This window comes from Desulfovibrio sp. DV (assembly GCF_001936595.1).
Taxonomy (GTDB): Bacteria; Desulfobacterota; Desulfovibrionia; order Desulfovibrionales; family Desulfovibrionaceae; genus Solidesulfovibrio.
Genome location: NZ_MLBG01000099.1, coordinates 1 through 17,917 on the forward strand (window position 1 = coordinate 1; position 17,917 = coordinate 17,917).

Below are 17,917 nucleotides of genomic sequence, written 5' to 3' on the forward strand. Positions count from 1 at the left end.
AGCAGGGCAGGCCGAGAATCTCCGAACGCCGGGCCTGGATGAGCAGGTCGGCCAGCCGGATGGCGTCGAGTTCCCGGAAGATGCTCTCCGTGGCTTTGGCCCAGATCTGGCGGGTCACACAGTCCGTAGCGATCAGGCACACGTCGGGGTTGCCGACGCATTCCGTCAGTTCCGGGCGGCTTTCCAGCGCCCGCACCACGTCGCCGACCCGGATCTGGTCAGCCCCCACAGCCAGGACATGCCCGCCCTTGGGGCCGCGTTTGCTGTTGATGAAACCGGCTTTCTTGAGCGCCCGGATGAGCTGCTCCAGATATTTGACGGAGATATTGCGCCGTTTGGCAATATCCTGAATGCGGACCGGACCGTCCTCGCCGTGCAAGGCGATGTCTAATAACATGCGCAAGCCGTAACGGCTTCGCGTGGTGAGCTGCATGGGCCGATTTCCCCTTGTCCCGATTTTGTGCAAAAGCGAACAAGAGGGACCCTAGCAAATTCATTTACGAATAGCAAAACCGGACTGCCCCGCTCGGCAATCAGCCCTCAACCAGGGCAAAGCGAGGCGCGGCGGGCAATTCCCGCCAGCGGCCGCGGTGCAGGGTCTCGCGCGAAATGCGCCCGGAAACGGGAATTCCCCGCGACAGCACGCACCGGCTGCAGATTTTTCCCTGGGCCCGAAGGATGAACACATCCATATACTCAAGCTGCTGCCCACATACGGCGCAATGTCTGCCATCCATACCCGGCCTCCCTGGGGCAATCCTGCCCCCAGGGAGACACCATCAAGATTCATGCCGTCGCCTCAGGGCTTTTTTGGGTCCTCCCCACCAGGGCTGACCGGCCCGCTCGGCCCGTCCCCGGGCCGGCCCCGCCCCGGCAGCCGCACCGACACCGTGACCTTGCGCCAGCCGCCGCCGGTGGTCAGGCTGTCAAAGCCCCAGCGCAGCCAGCGCAAAAGCGACCAGGCCAGCCACAAGGCACACAGGAGCATCACCCCGCGAAAGACCAGCATCGGCACGGTTACGGCCGTGCAGGCCGGCACCAGCCCGGCCACCCGGTCAAAGCTCCAGGCCAGCATGGTCGCCGTGGAACCGTTGCCCGCCACCTGCATCCGCGGCACCCCCAGAAGTCCTGTGCCCAGGGTCTCGTAGAGGGCCTCGAAGCCGGCCAGGGTGAGCAGCACGAGCAGCACCTGGACGATGTTGAAAACCACTGCCCCTTCGGTAATGGGATGCCGCCGGCGCCACCCCAGGGCCGCAATCCAGGCCACGGCCAGCAGGAAATTGGCCGGTGTGGCTTGGCTGAGGCCCAGGGCGTACACCAGCCAGCCCAGGCGGGTCAGCGGGGTATCGCCAAGGCAGGAGAGCCCCAGGCCCATGGCCACGACTGCCGCCAGCCAGCCCCAGTACAGGACCGCCGGGGCAAGGGGCGTGGCCCCGTGGGCAGCCAGCAGCCAGCGGTCGGCCGGCAGTTCCAGGCTGACGGCCACGTTGGTGCCGGGGAGCCCCAGGTCCACGGCCGGCGTCCGGACGCTTAAGGAAAGCGGACTGTGCTCCCGGAAGTTGAGGACGACTTCGGTCACCCCCGGCGGCAGGGCAAAGCCGACTTCCTCGGGCCCGCCTGTCGGCAGGGTTTCGCGCCCGCCCACGGCAAGCCGGGTCACCTCCGCTCCGGCCGGCAGCTTCACGGCATGGCGCGCCCCCTTGGCCAGACGGAAGGCCATGGACAAAGTGGCCTCGCGCATTTGCAGCCCCTGGCGCACGCTAAGCCCGGCCCGCTCCAGAGTGAGGTATTCGCCCGGGGCGATTTCCGGCCGGGTGACGTCAATGGTCAGGCTCTCGCCGGGCCAGGGCACAAACCGGGGGGCATAGCGCCCTTCAGGAGACAGCCAGGCCACCGGCGGCAGGCCCGTGAAGGCGACATCGTAGAGGGCGGCGGCGGAAACGGTCCAGGTCTCGACCAGAGCGTCATTTGCCGGCGCGGTCAGGACCAGCCTGGGCGCAGCCGGCAACTTGGATCGCCAGGAAACCCGGTCCTGGCCCGGGGCGAAACTGACTACGGCCTGCCCGTCCGCGACCGACACCCCCGAGGCGTCCGGCAACTCGCCGGCCACCAGCGGCACCGAGGCCACGGCCGCGCCGCCAGTCGGCGACCGGCGCACCACTTCGGTTGCAATTTCAAAGGTGAGGCCGAAATCCAGGCTGCGCCGGACCTCGAAAAAGGCCGGCACATCAACTCCGGCCGGGCCGGAACGCCTCGGCTTGCCGGCTGCGGCCGTCTCGGCCCGGGTCAGTTCCAGGGGACCGGTCATCACCCCGCGGTCGTCCAGGCCGCGCACCCGGTAGCCGGCTGCCGCCACCCGCACCCGGCCCGGGGCAAGGGGCGCGGCAATGGTGAAGGACACCGCCTCCGGGGCCGGGCCGGACAGGACCAGGCTGTGGCTGCCCGGTTCGAGCAACACGCCCAGTTCCGCCCCCTGGCGCACCAGGGCCGAGGCCGGCTTGCCGTCCACGGCGACCACCGCCGGACGCCAGTCCTCGGAGACGACCGGCAGCGGCGCAACCGACCGGACCGCAGCGTCAAGGGCAGTGGTCAGGGTCAGGACGCCGCCCTCCAGGCGCACATCGAGCCCGGGGCTGCCCAGGCACTGGGGCAGGCAGCGCGGCGGTTCGAGAAGCCGTTCGCGCAGGCTGTCAAGCAGCTCCCGGGGTGGGAAATCCGCCGCCAAAGCCCCGGCCGGACTGCCGGTAAGGACCAGCAGCGCCAGGGCCGCCGTCGCTGCCGGGCCGGCCAGACGGCGCACCCGCTCCCGGTCAAAAAGCAGCAGCAGGGCCAGGCCCAAAAAGATGACCCGGGCAAACCCGAGCAGCATGGTGGCAACCGGCGGGAGAAGCGTCACCCGGAAGGTCTCGCCAACGGCCACCGGCCCGCGCCAGGACAGGCCGACGGCGGCAAAATTCCAGGTCGGCATGGCCGGCCCGGTCTGCACAAGGGCATTGGGGTCAAATTCCAGCCGCTGTGCCGCAGCCGCCGGTTCAGCCGCAGCCCCGGCCATGGCCCGCATGGGCATGGCATCTTTGGCCCTGGCCCGGGGGGCCGGGGCGGCCGGGACCGGCATGGCCTCGTTGGCAACAGCCTGGTGTTTGAAATCGGCCAGAGGGGCAGGCGTCCCCGGCCCGATCTGCGGGGCCACGGCCAGCCGCAGTTCCCGGGCCACAAACGGCACAGCCATGACGACAAGCGAGAGCATGGACAGGATAAAAAGCGTCAGGGCCAGGCGGCGGAAGGTCGGATGCCCGGACAGACGCCCCACATCCCCGGCCGCCCGCAACAGGCCGAGGCCGGCCAGGACGAAAATCCACACCGTGGTTGGCGCGGCCGGTTCATGCCAGGACAGGAGCAAAAAAAGCCCCAAGGCCACGCCAGCCAGGGGACCGCGCAGGGAAAAGGCGGCTACGGCCAGGAGGAAAACCAGGAACAGGTCCAAAAGCGTCCAGGGCGACAGCAGCCCGCCGGTCACCGTATCCGGCCCGCTGGCCGAAAGAAGCGACCAGCCCGGCGGCAGATGGAGCGTTGCCGCCACCCGCTCAAATTCCCGGTCGTAGCCGCCGGCCGCGATGGCGGCCGAAACGTCGGGATAGCGGGCCCTGGCCACGAGATTGACCTGGGACTGGCGCAACTCCACGCCGGCCAGCCCGCCCTGGCCCAGGCGCACCACAGGCTGGTCCTGGCCCGAGGCCGTGACCCGGCCGAGTTCCCCGGGGGCAAGCATGGCCAGGGTCCAGGTGCGACGGTTTTCCCCGACCACGGTGTCGCGCACGGACAGGCCCTGGCCGGAAAAATCGAGCCACAGTTCCCGCGACAACGTCAGGGCGTCGCGGCCAAGGGGCGCGCCCCGGCCCAGTTCGGCCAGGGTAAGGGTCGTCCCGGCAGTGGCGGCAAAGGCCGGGTAGGCCTGCCATCCCCCGGGCACGTCAGCGGTCTTGGGATCGATGCCGGGCAGGCCCTCGGGCCGGACCTCGCGGACCGTGCCGGCTTGAAACGACCAGATCTCCCGGCCATACGGGCAGGCCGCCGGCCCCACCTGGGCGATTTTTTCGGGATAGCGGGCCACCACCTCGACCTCGTAGCGCCCCGGACCGGCGTCCAGAACCACCGACCCGTCCGGCCCGAGGCTTGCGGCCACCGGGGCGCGCACGGCCAGGGGCAGGCTGCCGGCCGGCACAGCCCCGGCCAGGGTGACGCTGCGGGCCAGCCCGGAAACCTCCAGGCGAAAAAGCGTGGTCACGGTGACGGGGACCCCGTCGCCAATAAGTCGAAACACCCGCACCGTCTCCCGGTTTTGCACCGGCTTGGGGGCTTCGGGAGCGGCCAGGCGCAGCTCGCCGGCCGGAGAAATGGCCACCGGCCCGGGCACGGCCTGGCGGGACAGATGCACCACGCCGACATCGGGCGGCAGGCTCAGGGCGGCCGGCTGGCTGTTCCAGGCGATGCGGCCGGTTAAGACATGCTCCCCGGCCGGCAGCCAGACCTGGGGTCCCGACGGGCCGGCCGTGACCGGCACGACGGCATGGCCCAGGCGCACCGCCTCGATCCAGGCCCCATCGGCATGCGGCAAGGGCACCGCCCCCTCGTCAAAAAGGCGCACAGCCAAGGTCATGTCCGCGCCTGCGCCGGTCACGTCCAGATCGAGGCGGGTGGGAAAACGGCAGATGCGCGCATCCGCCCGGTTGCCCTGGGGCGGGCACAGCTTCTCGCCAGCCCCGTGGAGGGCAAAGCCCGTCCAGGGGGCCAGGGCCGGCGGCACTTCCGGCCCGGCCAGGGCCGGGGTCGAAAGGCAGCAAACCAGACACGACATCGCCAGCCCAAACAGGCTGCGCCACAACATTCCCATGCGTTCCTCCCGGACGGCCGTACCCGCCAGTCTGTCTGCTATGGGCCAAATCCGCCCCAAAGGCAACGCGCCCGCCCTTCCCTCACGGCACAATCGGCATTATGGCAAGGACGCAACCGGGCCGGCGGACTCGCCGGCCGGCAAACGAGGGAAACATGTCCGACACTGCCGCTTTCGTCCCGCTTCTGCTTGACTGGTTTGCCGCCAGCCGCCGCGATCTGCCCTGGCGGCGCGACTACGACCCCTATGCCGTCTGGGTATCGGAAATCATGGCCCAGCAAACCCAGATGGACCGGGTGGTGCCCTATTTCACCCGCTTCATGGCCCGCTTCCCCAACGTCGCCGCCCTGGCCCGGGCCGATGAAAACGACGTGCTCAAGGCCTGGGAGGGCCTGGGTTATTACAGCCGGGCCAGGAATCTGCTGGCCGCGGCCCGCATCCTTGCCGCCAAACATCAGGGAACGCTGCCGGCGGCCTACGAGGCCATCCTCGCCCTGCCCGGCATTGGCGCGTATACGGCCGGGGCCGTGGCCAGCATCGCCTTTGGCCTGGACGCCGTGGCCGTGGACGCCAACGTCATGCGGGTGCTGGCCCGGGTGTGCGACATCGATGTGCCGGTCAAGGAACCGGCCGGCAAGGCCCGGGTGACGGAACTGGCCCGGGAGCTTTTGCCGACCGGCCGGGCACGGGAGTACAATCAGGCGCTTATGGAATTGGGGGCGCTGGTGTGCCGGCCCAAAAATCCCGATTGTGCGGCCTGCCCGGTGGCGGCCGTGTGCCAGGCCAGACATCTCGGCATCGTGGCCGACCGGCCGGTCTTGAGCAAAACCCCGGACATCACCCCGCTTTTGGTGGCCACCGGCGTGCTGGCCCATGCCGGCCGGGTGTTCATCCAGAAACGCCTGCCGGTCGGGGCCTGGGGCAATATGTGGGAATTTCCGGGCGGACGCATCGAAGCGGGCGAAACCCCGGAAGCGGCCATTGTGCGGGAATTTGCCGAAGAAACAGCCTTTACCGTCGAGGCCTCGGCCAAGCTGGCGGTCATCCGCCATGGCTACACCACCTACCGGGTGACGCTCCACTGCTACTTGCTGCGCCTGCCCGACAGCTACGATCCCTGCATCACCCCGGTTCCGACGCTGACCGCTGCCCAGGAGAGCCTGTGGCTTAGGCCGGATGCACTCGCCCGGTATGCGTTTCCGGCCGGCCACCGGAAACTCATCGACCAATTGGCCGGCAGTCTCTGGCTGGCGTAGAAAAAGCATGACGCTTCACCGGTTCATACGTCTTGACTCCGGGCCAAGAGCTTGCAATGACGCCCAAACACCTGCAAAACGGGAGCTTCATGAGCGATTCTCTGCACGCCCTGCGCATTTCCGGCGACGACAAGGCCGTGTCCGGCGGCCCCCGCCGTCGCCGCCGCCGCTGGCCCTATGTCCTGGCCCTGCTCGTTGCCGCCGGCGTCGCCTACTGGACCCTGTCGCCGCGCACCTTTGTGGTCGAGGCGGCCACCGTCGGCCTGGCCTACCCCTCGCGCACCATCACCACGCTGACCGCCAGCGGCTATATCGTGGCCCAGCGCAAGGCGGCGCTGGCCACCAAGGCCACGGCCCAGCTCGTCTGGCTGGGTGTCGAGGAAGGCAGCCGCATCAAAAAGGGCGAGATCCTGGCCCGCCTGGAAAGCGCCGACGTGGAAGCGGCCCGCAAGCTGGCCGTCCATGAATTAAGCGCCGCCCGGTATCAGATCGCCTCGGCCGAAGCCGAACTGGCCGATGCCAGGCTCCATAACAACCGCATGAAAAAGCTTGCCGCCGGCGACTACGTGGCCCGCTCCGAGCATGATGTTGCCAAGGCCCGGCTGGACAAGGCCGAGGCCGCCCTGTCCCAGGCCAAAGCCACCCTGTCCGCCCGGGCCGAAGCCCTGCACAAGGCCGAGGCCGAACGCGGCTACACCGACCTCGAAGCCCCGTTTGACGCGGTGGTGCTGACCAAAAACGCTGATATCGGCGATATCATCTCGCCCCTTGGAGCGTCCTCCACCTCCAAGGCCGCCGTGGTCACCATCGCCGACATGGGGTCGCTGGCCGCCGAGGTGGACGTCTCGGAATCGAGCATCGAAAAAGTCGCCGTGGGCGAGCCCTGCGAGATCATGCTCGACGCCATCCCCGGCGAACGCTTCCCCGGGGCGGTCCACATGATCGTGCCCACGGCCGATCGCACCAAGGCCACCGTGCTGGTCAAGGTGCGCTTCACAACACTTGATCCCCGGGTGCTGCCGGAAATGAGCGCCAAGGTGGCCTTCCTGTCCCGCCCCCTGGCCGCGTCGGAAACCGCGCCCCGGGTGGCTGTGCCGGCCACGGCCGTTATAAGCCGCGACAGTGTCGATGCGGTCTTTGTCATGAAAGACGGCAAGGCCGTGCTGACGCCGGTGACCCTGGGCGAAACCCTTGGCGACATGCGGGCCGTGGCCTCCGGCCTGGAGGTGGGCCAAAAGGTCATCGTCTCCCCCCCGGCCAAACTGCAAAACGGCGACGCCGTGGCCCTGGCCGAGGGCTAGCCCATGGACCGGCCGCTCATCGAAATCTCGCACCTGTCCAAGTCCTATCAACGGGGCGATCAGGTCATCCCGGTCCTGACCGACATCACCTTCGACATTGCCTCTGGGGAATTTCTGGCCCTCATTGGCCCGTCCGGGTCCGGCAAATCGACGTTGCTCAACTGCATCGCCGGCATCGATTCCGTGGACGGGGGCAATATCGTGGTATCGGGCACGGATATTGCCACCTTACGCGAAGGCGAGCTGGCCACCTGGAGAAGCCGGCATGTGGGATTTATTTTCCAATTCTATAATCTCATCCCGGTGCTCACTGCCCTGGAGAACGTGGAACTGCCGCTGCTTTTAACCACGCTTTCAGCCGGACAGCGCCGTGACCACGCCCTGGCCGCCCTTTCCGCCGTGGGCCTGTCCGACCGCACCGACCACAAGCCCTCCCAGCTTTCCGGCGGCCAGCAGCAGCGCGTGGCCATCGCCCGGGCCATCGTCACCGACCCGGACATCATCGTGGCCGACGAACCGACCGGCGACCTCGACCGCCAGTCCGCCGCCGACATCCTGGCCCTCTTGGGACGGCTCAACGCCGAACTGGGCAAGACCATCGTCATGGTCACCCACGACCACCGGGCCGCCGAGGCGGCCCACCTCGTGCGGGAACTCAACAAGGGCGAACTGCGTGCTGCTTCTTAGGCTCATCATAAAAAACGCCTTCCGCCACCGCTTGCGCTCGATCCTGACCATCGTCGGCATCACCATCGCCCTTTTGGCCTTTGGCCTGCTGCGCACGGTGCTCGACGCCTGGCATGCCGGGGTGTCGGCCTCCTCAGCCAATCGCCTCGTCACCCGAAACGCGATCTCGATGACCCAGCCCCTGCCCTACGCCTACAAGGGCCGCATCCGGCAGGTGACCGGCATTGACATCGTGGCCGCCGGCAGCTGGTTTGGCGGCGTCTATCTGGACGAAAAGAACTTCTTTGCCAATTTCGTGGTCGAAGCCGACGATTTTTTCCGGCTCTACCCGGAACTCCTTGTCAGCCCCGAGGAGCAAAAGGCTTTTACCGCCGACCGCAAAGGGGCGATCATCGGGCGCAAGCTGGCTGATCGGTTCCGCTGGCGCATCGGCGACACCGTGACTCTTCGCGGCACCATCTATCCCGGCCAGTGGCCGCTGACCATCCGGGCCATCTACAAGGGCGCGCGCCCGGATACCGACGAGACGGTGCTCTATCTCCATTGGGGCTATCTGGACGAAACCATGAAAAAGCGCGCCCCGGACCGGGCCGGGCAGGCCGGCTTTTTCATGATCGGCATTGCCGACGCCACCCGGGCCGCGGAAATTTCCAAGGCCATCGACGCCCTGTTCGTCAATTCCCAGGCCGAAACCCTGACCGAAACCGAACGCGCCTTCCAACTCGGGTTCGTGTCCATGAGCGAGGCCATCCTCCTGGCCATCACCGCCGTGTCCTACGTGGTCATCCTGATTATCCTGGCCGTTGCCGCCAACACCATGGCCATGTCGGCCCGGGAACGGCTGGGGGAATTCGCCGTCCTTAAAACCCTGGGCTTTCGCGGCCCGACCCTGGCCGGTATGCTTGTCGCCGAATCGCTCATCCTGTCCGTGTCCGGCGCGGCCCTGGCCATGGCCCTGCTCCCGCCCCTGGCCCAGGGCTTTGCCACGGGGCTGGCCCAGTATTTTCCGATCTTCTTTGTCTCCCGGGAAACCGTCATGCTCGGCTTCACCTTCGGTGTCCTGGTCGGGCTTCTGGCCGCCGTCATCCCGGCGGCCCGCGTCAGTTCGGTGCGCATCGCCGACGCCTTCCGGAGGATCGGCTGATGGCCGTCCCCCTGTCCTATTCCTGGCGAAATCTCAAAACCCGCCGGCTGACCACGGTGCTGACGGCCGGGGGCATGGCCCTTGTCGTCTTCGTCTTCACGGCCACGCTCATGCTGGCCGAGGGACTTCGCCAGACGCTCGTTTCCACCGGCTCGCCCGGCAATGCCATCGTGCTGCGAAAGGGCTCGGAGACCGAGGTGCAAAGCGGCATCGAGCGGGTGGCCGCCTCGGCCATGACCACCCGGCCGGAGATCGCCCTGGGCGGCGACGGCCAGGGGCTCTACGCCCGGGAATCGGTGGTGCTGATCGGCCTGACCAAAAAATCCACCGGCAAGGTGTCCAACGTGGTCATCCGGGGCACCCAGCCGGCCTCCCTGGCCCTTCGGCCGCAGGTGCACCTGCTTTCCGGACGTCTGCCCCGTCCGGGCACCCCGGAAATCATGGTCGGCAAGGCCGTGGCCAAGGGCTTTGCCGGGGCGGAAATCGGCCAGAGCCTGCGCTTTGGCAAGCGGCAATGGCCCATTGTCGGCATCTTCGACGCCGGCGCAACAGGCTTTACCTCGGAAATCTGGGGCGACGCCGACCAGCTCATGCCGGCCTTTGGCCGAAACGCCTACTCCATCGTGCTGGCGGGCCTGCGGGAGCCGGGGCTTTTTGCCGCCTACAAGGAAGCCATCGAAGCAGACCCCAGGCTCCAGGCCGAGGTCTGGCAGGAGACGCGCTACTACGAGAAGCAGTCGGATATGATGCGCAAATTTTTAACCGTACTCGGCGTGTCGCTGACCCTGATCTTTTCCCTGGGAGCCATGATCGGAGCCATGATCACCATGTATTCCTCAGTGGCCGGCCGGGTGGCCGAGATCGGGACGCTGCGGGCCATCGGCTTCACCCGCGGGGCCATCCTGGCCGCTTTCCTCATGGAATCGACGCTCCTTGGACTGCTCGGCGGGCTGGCCGGAGTGGGACTGGCGGCAGGACTCTCTTTTGTGACCTTTTCCACCACCAATTTTCAGACCTTTTCCGAACTGGCGTTCCAGTTCTCGCTGACGTCCTGGATCATCGGGCTGTCCCTGGGATTTTCCGTCTTTATGGGCGTGGTCGGCGGTTTCCTGCCGGCGGTGCGGGCCTCGCGCATGAACATCGTCGAGGCCTTGCGCGAAGCGTAGGGGGAGAGAGAAAAAAGGCAGAAGATGCCTCCGGCGGCCGGGGGGATGATCCCCCCCGGACCCCTGCAATAGAAGAAGTTTTGAGGGGGACTGTGTTGCAGCGGGACGAGCGTCCCCACAAACCCCTTGCCTTCCAGGTGGGATTCCAAAGGGGTCACCCCTTTGGCCGCCGGAGGCATCCTCCCCGAAGGGACAGCACAATCAGATGGCGCTGTCCCCGGTTTCCCCGGTGCGGATGCGCACGGCTTCACCCATGTTGACGACGAAAATCTTGCCGTCGCCCATCTGCCTGGTCCAGGCAGCCTTGCGGATGGCGGCAACCAGTTCGGCCACGCGGGAATCCTCCACCACCAGGGTCAGCTTCACCTTGGGCACGAAATCCACCGTGTATTCCGCTCCCCGGTAGACTTCCACATGGCCGCGCTGCCGGCCAAAGCCCTTGACCTCGTCCACGGTCATGCCCCGGATACCCAGCTCGGCCAGTCCGGCCTCAACATCTTCGAGCTTATGCGGCCGGATGATCGCTTCAATACGTTTCATAACGCTCCCGGATTCCCCGCTGCCGCCTCTGCGGCGCGGCAGCGGGAAATATGGCCGGCCGGCTATTCGCCGTAGGCCGCTTCGGTGTGTTCGGACAGATCAAGTCCGACGGTCTCGGCCTGGGGCATCAGGCGCAGGCCCATGACCGCCTTGACCCCGGCCAGAATAAGCCAGCTGCCGGCAAAGGCAAAGACGCCGACCACGGCGATGGCCAGGAGCTGCACGCCAAGCTGGCCGGGATTGCCGGCCAAAAGGCCGTCGGCTCCGGCCGGATTGGCCAGTTTGCTGGCAAACACGCCGACCAGAATCGAACCCAGCACGCCGCCGACTCCGTGGATGCCGACCACGTCCAGGCTGTCGTCAAAGCGCAGCCGGGCCTTTAACAGCACCGCCCCATAGCAGATAAGCCCGGCCAGCAGGCCGAACACAACGGCCGATCCCGGCGAGACAAAGCCCGCGCCCGGGGTGATGGTGGCCAGTCCGGCCACAGCGCCGGAAGCCGCGCCGAGGGTGGTGGGCTTGCCACGATGCCACCATTCGACCCCGCACCACATGGCCATGCCGGCCATGCCGCCGATATGGGTGGCGGCAAAGGCCCCGGCGGCCACGCCGTCGGCAGCCAGGGCGCTGCCGGCATTGAAGCCGAACCAGCCAAACCACAAAAGCCCGGTTCCAAGGAGCGTCATGGGCAGGTTATGCGGCACGATCTGGTGTTTGCCATGGTCCTTGCGCGGCCCGGTCAGCAGGACGGCGGCCAGCGCCGCCGCACCGCAGGTCAGGTGGACCACGATGCCGCCGGCGAAATCCAGCACGCCCATGGTCTTGAGCCAGCCGCCGCTGCCCCAGACCCAGTGGCACACCGGGTTGTAGATGAGGATGGTCCAGGCCAGGGAAAAAACCAGGAACGGCCCGAAGCGCATCCGCTCGGCCACGGCCCCGGTAATGAGCGCCGGGGTGATGGCCGCGAACATGCACTGGTACATGGCAAAGGCGATGTGCGGGATGGTCGGGGCATAGTCGGCATTGGGCGCGGCCCCGATGCCACCAAGCCCGGCCCATTCAAGCGACCCGATCAGTCCGCCGAGATCCGGCCCGAACGACATGGAATAGCCGAGATAGATCCACTCGAAGGTGACCAGCGAGATGAGGATGAAGCTTTGCATGATGGTGCCGAGCACGTTTTTCTTGCGCACCATGCCGCCGTAAAAAAGAGCCAGTCCCGGTATCATGAGCAGCACCAGGGCCGCGCTTATAAGGACAAAGGCTGTATCGCCACTTTGCAACATGGATCGCCCCCCCAAAAAAGTTTGGCCGGCACTAGCACGGGATCGGGGCTTGGGCAAATGTACCGGATTGTAAATTCGACGACTCTTTGCGCCGTCCCTGCCCCTCCCGGCCGGCTGGCCCAAGGCCTGGACGCTCCGGCCAGCCCGGTCGGCCGAGGCGGTGGGACAGGCTGCCGGCCCAGCCAGTGCCCGACCAGTGCCCGGCCGGCCCGGATGGGCCGGGGCGGGCAGCGGCCTCAGGCAGGGGAGCGAGCGAGTGGCCTTGCCGGCTCGAACGGCCGATCGACCGGAAGCTTCGGCCGGACCGGATGGCCCGGACAATATTTCAGACTTGTAATGATTCACGGGCAAATCTGCTTCGTCCCGGCTGCGCCGCCGCCGCCAGGAGGACCGGGAGCGGGAAATCCGCCACGGATGACAAGCCACCCCGCCCGTTTTCAGGCCGGGACACAGCCGGAGGGCCACTTTTGCCCAAAAATGGAAAATGGGGGCCACGGATCTGCCGCTTTCGGTCCCACCTGGCACGGCCCTAGGCAGCAACACCTTTAAATACCGCCCAAAAAAAGATCGCACCAAAACCGCCCGAGACCGCTGTGCAGCCGCCCTTCCCCGCCCCAAGGCAGCCGGCAGCAAAAAGGGCGGCAGGGCTGCAACTGCCCCGCCGCCCCCAAAAGCGGTTGCCCAGGTGGACGGTCGCCCTAGCCGGCGGCCAGAGTCCCCCGGTACGCGTCCAGATTCTTGATGCCCAACTCGTCCATAAGCGCCGGCAGGCGCTCGGCAATGCGAAAGGCCATGTCCGGGCGCATGAAATTGGCCGTGCCGATCTGGACGGCGTGGGCGCCGACCAGAATGAACTCCAGCACGTCCTCGGCGCTCGATATGCCGCCAACGCCGATAACCGGGGCCGATACCGCCTGGCAGACCTGCCAGACGCAGCGAAGGGCCACGGGTTTTATGGCCGGGCCGGACAGGCCGCCGATGACGTTGGCCAGCCGGGGCCTGCGGCTGCGGATGTCCACAGCCATGCCAGTGAGCGTATTGATGCAGGTGAGCACGTCCGCCCCGCCAAGGACCGCTGCCCGGGCCACACCCACGATGTCCGTGACGTTGGGCGAGAGCTTGACCCACACGGGCTTGTCGCCGGCCCGTTTTTTCACGGCTTCGGTCAGTTTGCCGGCCATGGCCGGGTCCTGGCCAAAGGCGATGCCCCCGGCCTTGACGTTGGGACAGGAAATATTGACCTCAAGGGCGGCCACGCCCTCGGCAGCCGAAAGGACTCCGGCCAACTCGGCAAACTCGTCGGCGTCGCAGGCATAGAGGTTGGCCACGATGGGCGTCTCCGTAAACGGCAGGCGCGGCAGCTTGTCGCGCAAAAACACCTCGACCCCGCAGTTTTGCAGGCCGATGGCGTTTAACATGCCGCACGGCGTCTCCGCGATGCGCGGCATGGGATTGCCGGTGCGGGGCAGAAGCGACAGGCCCTTGACCACGATGCCGCCAAGGCCGCGCAAATCGCCGTAAGGGGCAAACTCCATGCCGTAGCCAAAGGTCCCGGAGGCGGTCATGACCGGGTTTTTGGCGTGCATCCCCGGCAGGCGCACGGAAGTGTCGGCGCTCATGCGTCCTCCGAAAGGGAAAGTTCCTCGACCCAGAAAACCGGCCCCTCGGTGCAGGTCTGGACATACTGCCCAAGGACGTTTTTCTCGACGCAGCCAAGGCAGCCGCCCACGCCGCAGGCCATGCGGTTTTCCAGCGACACCTGCGCCCTGGCCCCGAAACGGCGGGCCAGACGGGCAACCGTCATCAGAAATGGCCGGGGACCGCAGGCCACGATCAGCCCGCCGGCATACTCGGCCACGGTTTTCTCCAGAAGTGCAATGAAGCGCGGCAGGTCGTCCGGCGTTTTCTCTTCAAAGGCTTCGGCCCGGGCCACGACCTGGGACAGTTCGGAAAAGGGATAGCAGGACAGGGGCTGGCGATGGCCGAAGACCAGGGCCAGATTGTGCGGCGCCGGATGGGTGGCGGCATATTCCACAAAAGGTGCTATGCCCACGCCCCCGGCCAGCATCACGGTGGGCACGTCCGGCTCCAGGCCAAATCCCTGGCCAAGCGGCCCCCAGACCGTCACCGCATCGCCGGGCTTAAGCCGGCAAAGGACATCCGTGCCCCGGCCGCAGGCCTGGACAAACAGCGTCAGCCGATCCGGGGTCAGCCGGCAGATGGAAAACGGCCTCGGCCAGACCGGGTCCGAGCCGAAACAGGCCGGCCGCACCATGACAAACTGGCCGGCCACGGCCGCAGCCAACCCGGGATTGTCGAACTCCAGATAATAACAGCCATACTGCCCGCCGACCGGTCCGGCCGGCGTCACGGACAGAATGGTCAGATCGCGGCATGCGCCGGAAATACCCACAATCCACCTCGCGTCAGGAAAGATGCGGCCATATACCGCCTTTGCCGTTTCTTGTAAAACGGACCGGGCGGTCCAAAGATCGACCGGTTCGGCCCGCGGTCCTTGAACTCGGCCGGTCTTGGCCGTAGTGTGGGCCGCAACCGGCGCAAGAGCGCCCCTACGAGGATGTGTGCATGGCCCAGGATATCGACCGCTTTGACGACGACACCGATTCCGCTGTCCGGACCTTCCCCAAGGGAACCACAATTTTCCGGGAAGGCCAGGCCAGCGACGTGGCCTACATCATCAAGAAGGGCCGGGTATCCATCTACCGCGTCTTAAACAACAAGCGGGTGCGCCTGGGCGAACGCGGACCGGGCGAGATGGTCGGGGAAATGGGCGTCATTACCGCCGATCCCCGGGGGAGCAACGCCGAAGCCCTGGAATACACCGAGGCCCTGGCCTGCGATAAGCGCCTGCTCCAGACCATGCTGCTCAAAAGCCCGCGTCCGGTCCAGTTGCTGACCGGCTACCTCGCCGACCGCGTCCGGGCGCTTTCGGGCCAGATCACCGACCGGCCCTCGGGCGATCCGTTTCTGGCCGTGTGCCGCGTCACCCACCTCGCCTGGCAGGCCGTGGCCCGCGGCGAGAAATCCCAGCTCGACTATGCCGAGCTTTCCCGGACCATCAAGGACATCCTGCTGCTGAGCCAAATCGAAATCGACGCCATTTTCGAGCGGCTGGCCAAACTCCATCTCGTGGCCATCACCGACATCAAAGGCAATTTCCCCCGCAAAAACATCCTCGGCGCGACCAAGCCCGGCCCGTCCTTCGTCAAGGAACGCTCGGTGCGCCTGCCTGATCCCGACAAGTTCCTGGCTGTGGCTAAAAACGTGTCCCGCGACAGCCGGGACCGCCAGGACTTCGGCGTGGACCTGGAATTTTGCGACCTCGGCGACTTCGCCCGGGAAGCCGGCTCGTCTCCCGACGTCATCATCAAGAAAATCGGCTACGGCGAAATCCCGGAAAAACTCTTCTTCTTCCACAAATCCGCCAGCCGCGAATACATCGACGCCATGGGGCCGGAGTTTTTCCGGCAGGCCCGCCGGCCGCGCCTGACCGCCGGCGATCTCGAACGCATCGACGACATCACGGCCGTGGACAACGCCACGCTCCAGGAAGCCTTCTCGGTCCTGGGCTTTCACAAGGTGGCCGTGCTGGCCGCCATGGCCGGAGACGCCGCCCGCGACAAGATCTACAAAAATCTCTCCAAGAAAATCGCCGGGGTCGTGCGCGAAGAAGCTGCCGCCCTGGCCAACCTCGACGATGACGAGGCCAGCGCCGTGGAACAGGAACTCTTGGAACGCGTCAAAACCATCAAGGGACTCGTCTCGTGAATATCGCCACCGTCATCGGCATCGTCTTTGGCATCGCCATCCTCGGTTTTGCCACCTACCTCTCCACCGACAGCGCCGGCGTGTTCGTAAACTTCCCCGGACTGGCCATCGTCCTTGGCGGCACCCTGGCTTCCACCTTCATCTGCTTTCCGCTCAAGGAAGTCATGCGGGTGTTTAGCACCTTCCTCATCGCGCTCAAACGCGAGGAACTCCCCACCGACCATTATATCGAGGAAATCGTAGCCATCGCCCGCGAAGCCTCGGCCCGGGGCAAGATCCATCTGGAGACCGCCCTGCCCGGCATTGAAAACGAATTCCTCCAAAACGCCATCCAGATGCTGGTGGACGGCTACTCCCGGGAAGAAATAAAGGAAATCCTGGAAACCCGGATCGAGCAGACCTACCAGCAGGAACTCTCCTCTGCCGGCATCTACCGCACCATGGCCAAACTCGCCCCGGCCTACGGCATCATCGGCACATTGATCGGCCTCATTGGCATGATGCAGTCCATGAGCGTCGGGCTTGGCAACCTCGGGGCCCACATGGCCGTGGCCCTGACCACCACCCTCTACGGTATTTTATTCTCCAACCTCATCTTCCTGCCCATTGCCATCAAGGTCGAAAAACGCATCGAGGAACGCGTCATCCTCATGTGTGTCATCCGCGACGGCACGCTGTTTATCAAAGACAAGACCCCGGCCGCCATCGTGCTCGACAAACTCAAGGCCTACCTGCCGCCGCGCCGCTGGGCCTCCATCGAACGCCACGAAACCCAGGGTGAAGACGAGGCGTAAATCCGCCACAGCGTCCTTCGGCCCGATCCCGGCCCCCGGTCGCGGATCGCCCCCGGCCGCCGGATGGCCACCAGAAACCACAGGACCACAACGCCGTGCTCAAATTGTCGGATCTGCGCAAAAACCGCCAGGAAGATGACGACCTCTGGCCCATCTCCCTGGCCGACATGATGACGCTTCTGCTCTGCTTTTTCCTGCTCATCGTGGCCGTCTCCAACGTGGACCTCAACCGCTACGAACGCGTGGCCGACTCCATGCAGCAAGCCATGGTCCAGGACAAGCCCGCCGCCCGCAAGACTCCCGGCCAATCGCCGCCCGTCGTCGAAAAAACCGCTCCGGCCCCGCCTGAAAAACCCATGGTGCGCTCCAAAATCAACCGCACCACCCTGACCAGCGAACCCACCCCGCCACTCGAAGCCCCGGCCGCCAAACCGGCCCAGCCCGAACCGCCCAAAACAACCGACCCGTCCAAACCCGCGCCCGCAGATCAGCCCAAAGCAGAAACGCCGGCTGACAAAGCCGCGACAGAACGCACCGGCCCCACCCGCAAAAGCCTGGACGACATCCGCAAGGAACTCTCGGCCAAACTCGACATCACCGCCGGGGCCGTGGAAGTCAAACCCCGGGACAACGGCGTGGAACTCAACCTGCGCGGCGCCGCCTTCTTCGATCTGGCCAGCGCCGACATCAAACCCGGCGGCATTCCCCTGCTGCGCGACATCGCCGCCACCCTGGCCGGCACGCCCTACAAGATCACCGTCGAGGGCCATACCGACAACCTGCCCATGGAATCCTGGCTCTACCCCTCCAACTGGGAACTGTCCTCAGCCCGGGCCAGCCGCGTGACCCGCTTCCTCATCGACCACGGCGTGCCCCGCGACCACATGCGCGTCGAAGGACTGGCCGATACCCAGCCCGTCGCCCCAAACAACGACCCGGCCGGACGCAGTCTCCCGGAGAATCAGGCCAGAAATCGACGTGTCGTCATTTTGGTCAGTCCGTAGCAACGGGGAAGAGACGCGGGAAGATGGAGAGGGGGAGATGGAGAGAAGGGAGAAGAGCC

Annotated in this window: 14 protein-coding genes; 8 read left to right on the top strand and 6 right to left on the bottom strand. The window is 66.3% G+C overall.

The window, feature by feature from the left end; genetic code table 11:
* Together DVDV_RS17385 and DVDV_RS17395 are read right to left on the bottom strand one after the other, a co-directional pair.
* A partial coding sequence (locus DVDV_RS17385; protein ID WP_075355888.1) for an Rrf2 family transcriptional regulator occupies positions 1 to 433 on the bottom strand: 433 nt, incomplete at its 3' end.
* Between the two features lie 366 nt (positions 434 to 799).
* Complete coding sequence (locus DVDV_RS17395) at positions 800 to 4,891, bottom strand: hypothetical protein (RefSeq protein ID WP_254845433.1); 4,092 nt, start codon at positions 4,889 to 4,891, stop codon at positions 800 to 802.
* Positions 4,892 to 5,046: 155 nt separating this feature from the next.
* Between DVDV_RS17395 and mutY the strand changes: the two genes are divergently transcribed.
* From mutY to DVDV_RS17420, 5 genes are all read left to right on the top strand, one after another.
* Positions 5,047 to 6,147: an A/G-specific adenine glycosylase gene (gene mutY / locus DVDV_RS17400; protein WP_075355890.1), complete on the top strand. Its 1,101-nt coding sequence runs from the start codon at positions 5,047 to 5,049 to the stop codon at positions 6,145 to 6,147.
* Positions 6,148 to 6,236: 89 nt separating this feature from the next.
* Positions 6,237 to 7,448: an efflux RND transporter periplasmic adaptor subunit gene (locus DVDV_RS17405; protein WP_075355902.1), complete on the top strand. Its 1,212-nt coding sequence runs from the start codon at positions 6,237 to 6,239 to the stop codon at positions 7,446 to 7,448.
* A gap of 3 nt (positions 7,449 to 7,451) precedes the next feature.
* The gene (locus tag DVDV_RS17410) at positions 7,452 to 8,135 is read left to right on the top strand and encodes an ABC transporter ATP-binding protein (protein ID WP_075355891.1); all 684 of its coding nucleotides are present in this window, start codon (positions 7,452 to 7,454) and stop codon (positions 8,133 to 8,135) included.
* Positions 8,122 to 9,279, top strand: a complete 1,158-nt coding sequence (locus tag DVDV_RS17415) for an ABC transporter permease (RefSeq protein ID WP_075355892.1) — start codon at positions 8,122 to 8,124, stop codon at positions 9,277 to 9,279. Before DVDV_RS17410 ends, DVDV_RS17415 begins: the two co-directional genes overlap by 14 nt.
* Complete coding sequence (locus tag DVDV_RS17420; RefSeq protein ID WP_075355893.1) at positions 9,279 to 10,445, top strand: ABC transporter permease; 1,167 nt, start codon at positions 9,279 to 9,281, stop codon at positions 10,443 to 10,445. Before DVDV_RS17415 ends, DVDV_RS17420 begins: the two co-directional genes overlap by 1 nt.
* Before the next feature lie 201 nt (positions 10,446 to 10,646).
* Here DVDV_RS17420 and DVDV_RS17425 read toward each other — a convergent pair whose 3' ends face one another.
* The 4 genes from DVDV_RS17425 to DVDV_RS17440 all read right to left on the bottom strand — a co-directional run bounded on the left by DVDV_RS17425 (position 10,647) and on the right by DVDV_RS17440 (position 14,684).
* On the bottom strand, positions 10,647 to 10,985 hold the full coding sequence (locus DVDV_RS17425) for a P-II family nitrogen regulator (RefSeq protein ID WP_075355894.1): 339 nt from the start codon (positions 10,983 to 10,985) through the stop codon (positions 10,647 to 10,649).
* A gap of 62 nt (positions 10,986 to 11,047) precedes the next feature.
* Entirely contained in the window at positions 11,048 to 12,271 is a 1,224-nt protein-coding gene (locus DVDV_RS17430) for an ammonium transporter (RefSeq protein WP_075355895.1), read from the bottom strand.
* A gap of 698 nt (positions 12,272 to 12,969) precedes the next feature.
* Positions 12,970 to 13,890, bottom strand: a complete 921-nt coding sequence (locus DVDV_RS17435) for a dihydroorotate dehydrogenase (RefSeq protein WP_075355896.1) — start codon at positions 13,888 to 13,890, stop codon at positions 12,970 to 12,972.
* Entirely contained in the window at positions 13,887 to 14,684 is a 798-nt protein-coding gene (locus DVDV_RS17440; protein ID WP_075355897.1) for a dihydroorotate dehydrogenase, read from the bottom strand. Before DVDV_RS17440 ends, DVDV_RS17435 begins: the two co-directional genes overlap by 4 nt.
* 173 nt (positions 14,685 to 14,857) lie before the next feature.
* Here DVDV_RS17440 and DVDV_RS17445 point away from each other — a divergent pair, with 173 nt between their 5' ends.
* From DVDV_RS17445 to DVDV_RS17455, 3 genes are all read left to right on the top strand, one after another.
* On the top strand, positions 14,858 to 16,060 hold the full coding sequence (locus tag DVDV_RS17445; protein ID WP_075355898.1) for a cyclic nucleotide-binding domain-containing protein: 1,203 nt from the start codon (positions 14,858 to 14,860) through the stop codon (positions 16,058 to 16,060).
* Positions 16,057 to 16,854 (top strand): motility protein A, encoded by a 798-nt coding sequence (locus DVDV_RS17450; protein ID WP_075355899.1) that lies wholly within the window; start codon positions 16,057 to 16,059, stop codon positions 16,852 to 16,854. Before DVDV_RS17445 ends, DVDV_RS17450 begins: the two co-directional genes overlap by 4 nt.
* Before the next feature lie 95 nt (positions 16,855 to 16,949).
* On the top strand, positions 16,950 to 17,858 hold the full coding sequence (locus DVDV_RS17455; protein ID WP_075355900.1) for an OmpA family protein: 909 nt from the start codon (positions 16,950 to 16,952) through the stop codon (positions 17,856 to 17,858).
* Positions 17,859 to 17,917: the final 59 nt, after the last annotated feature.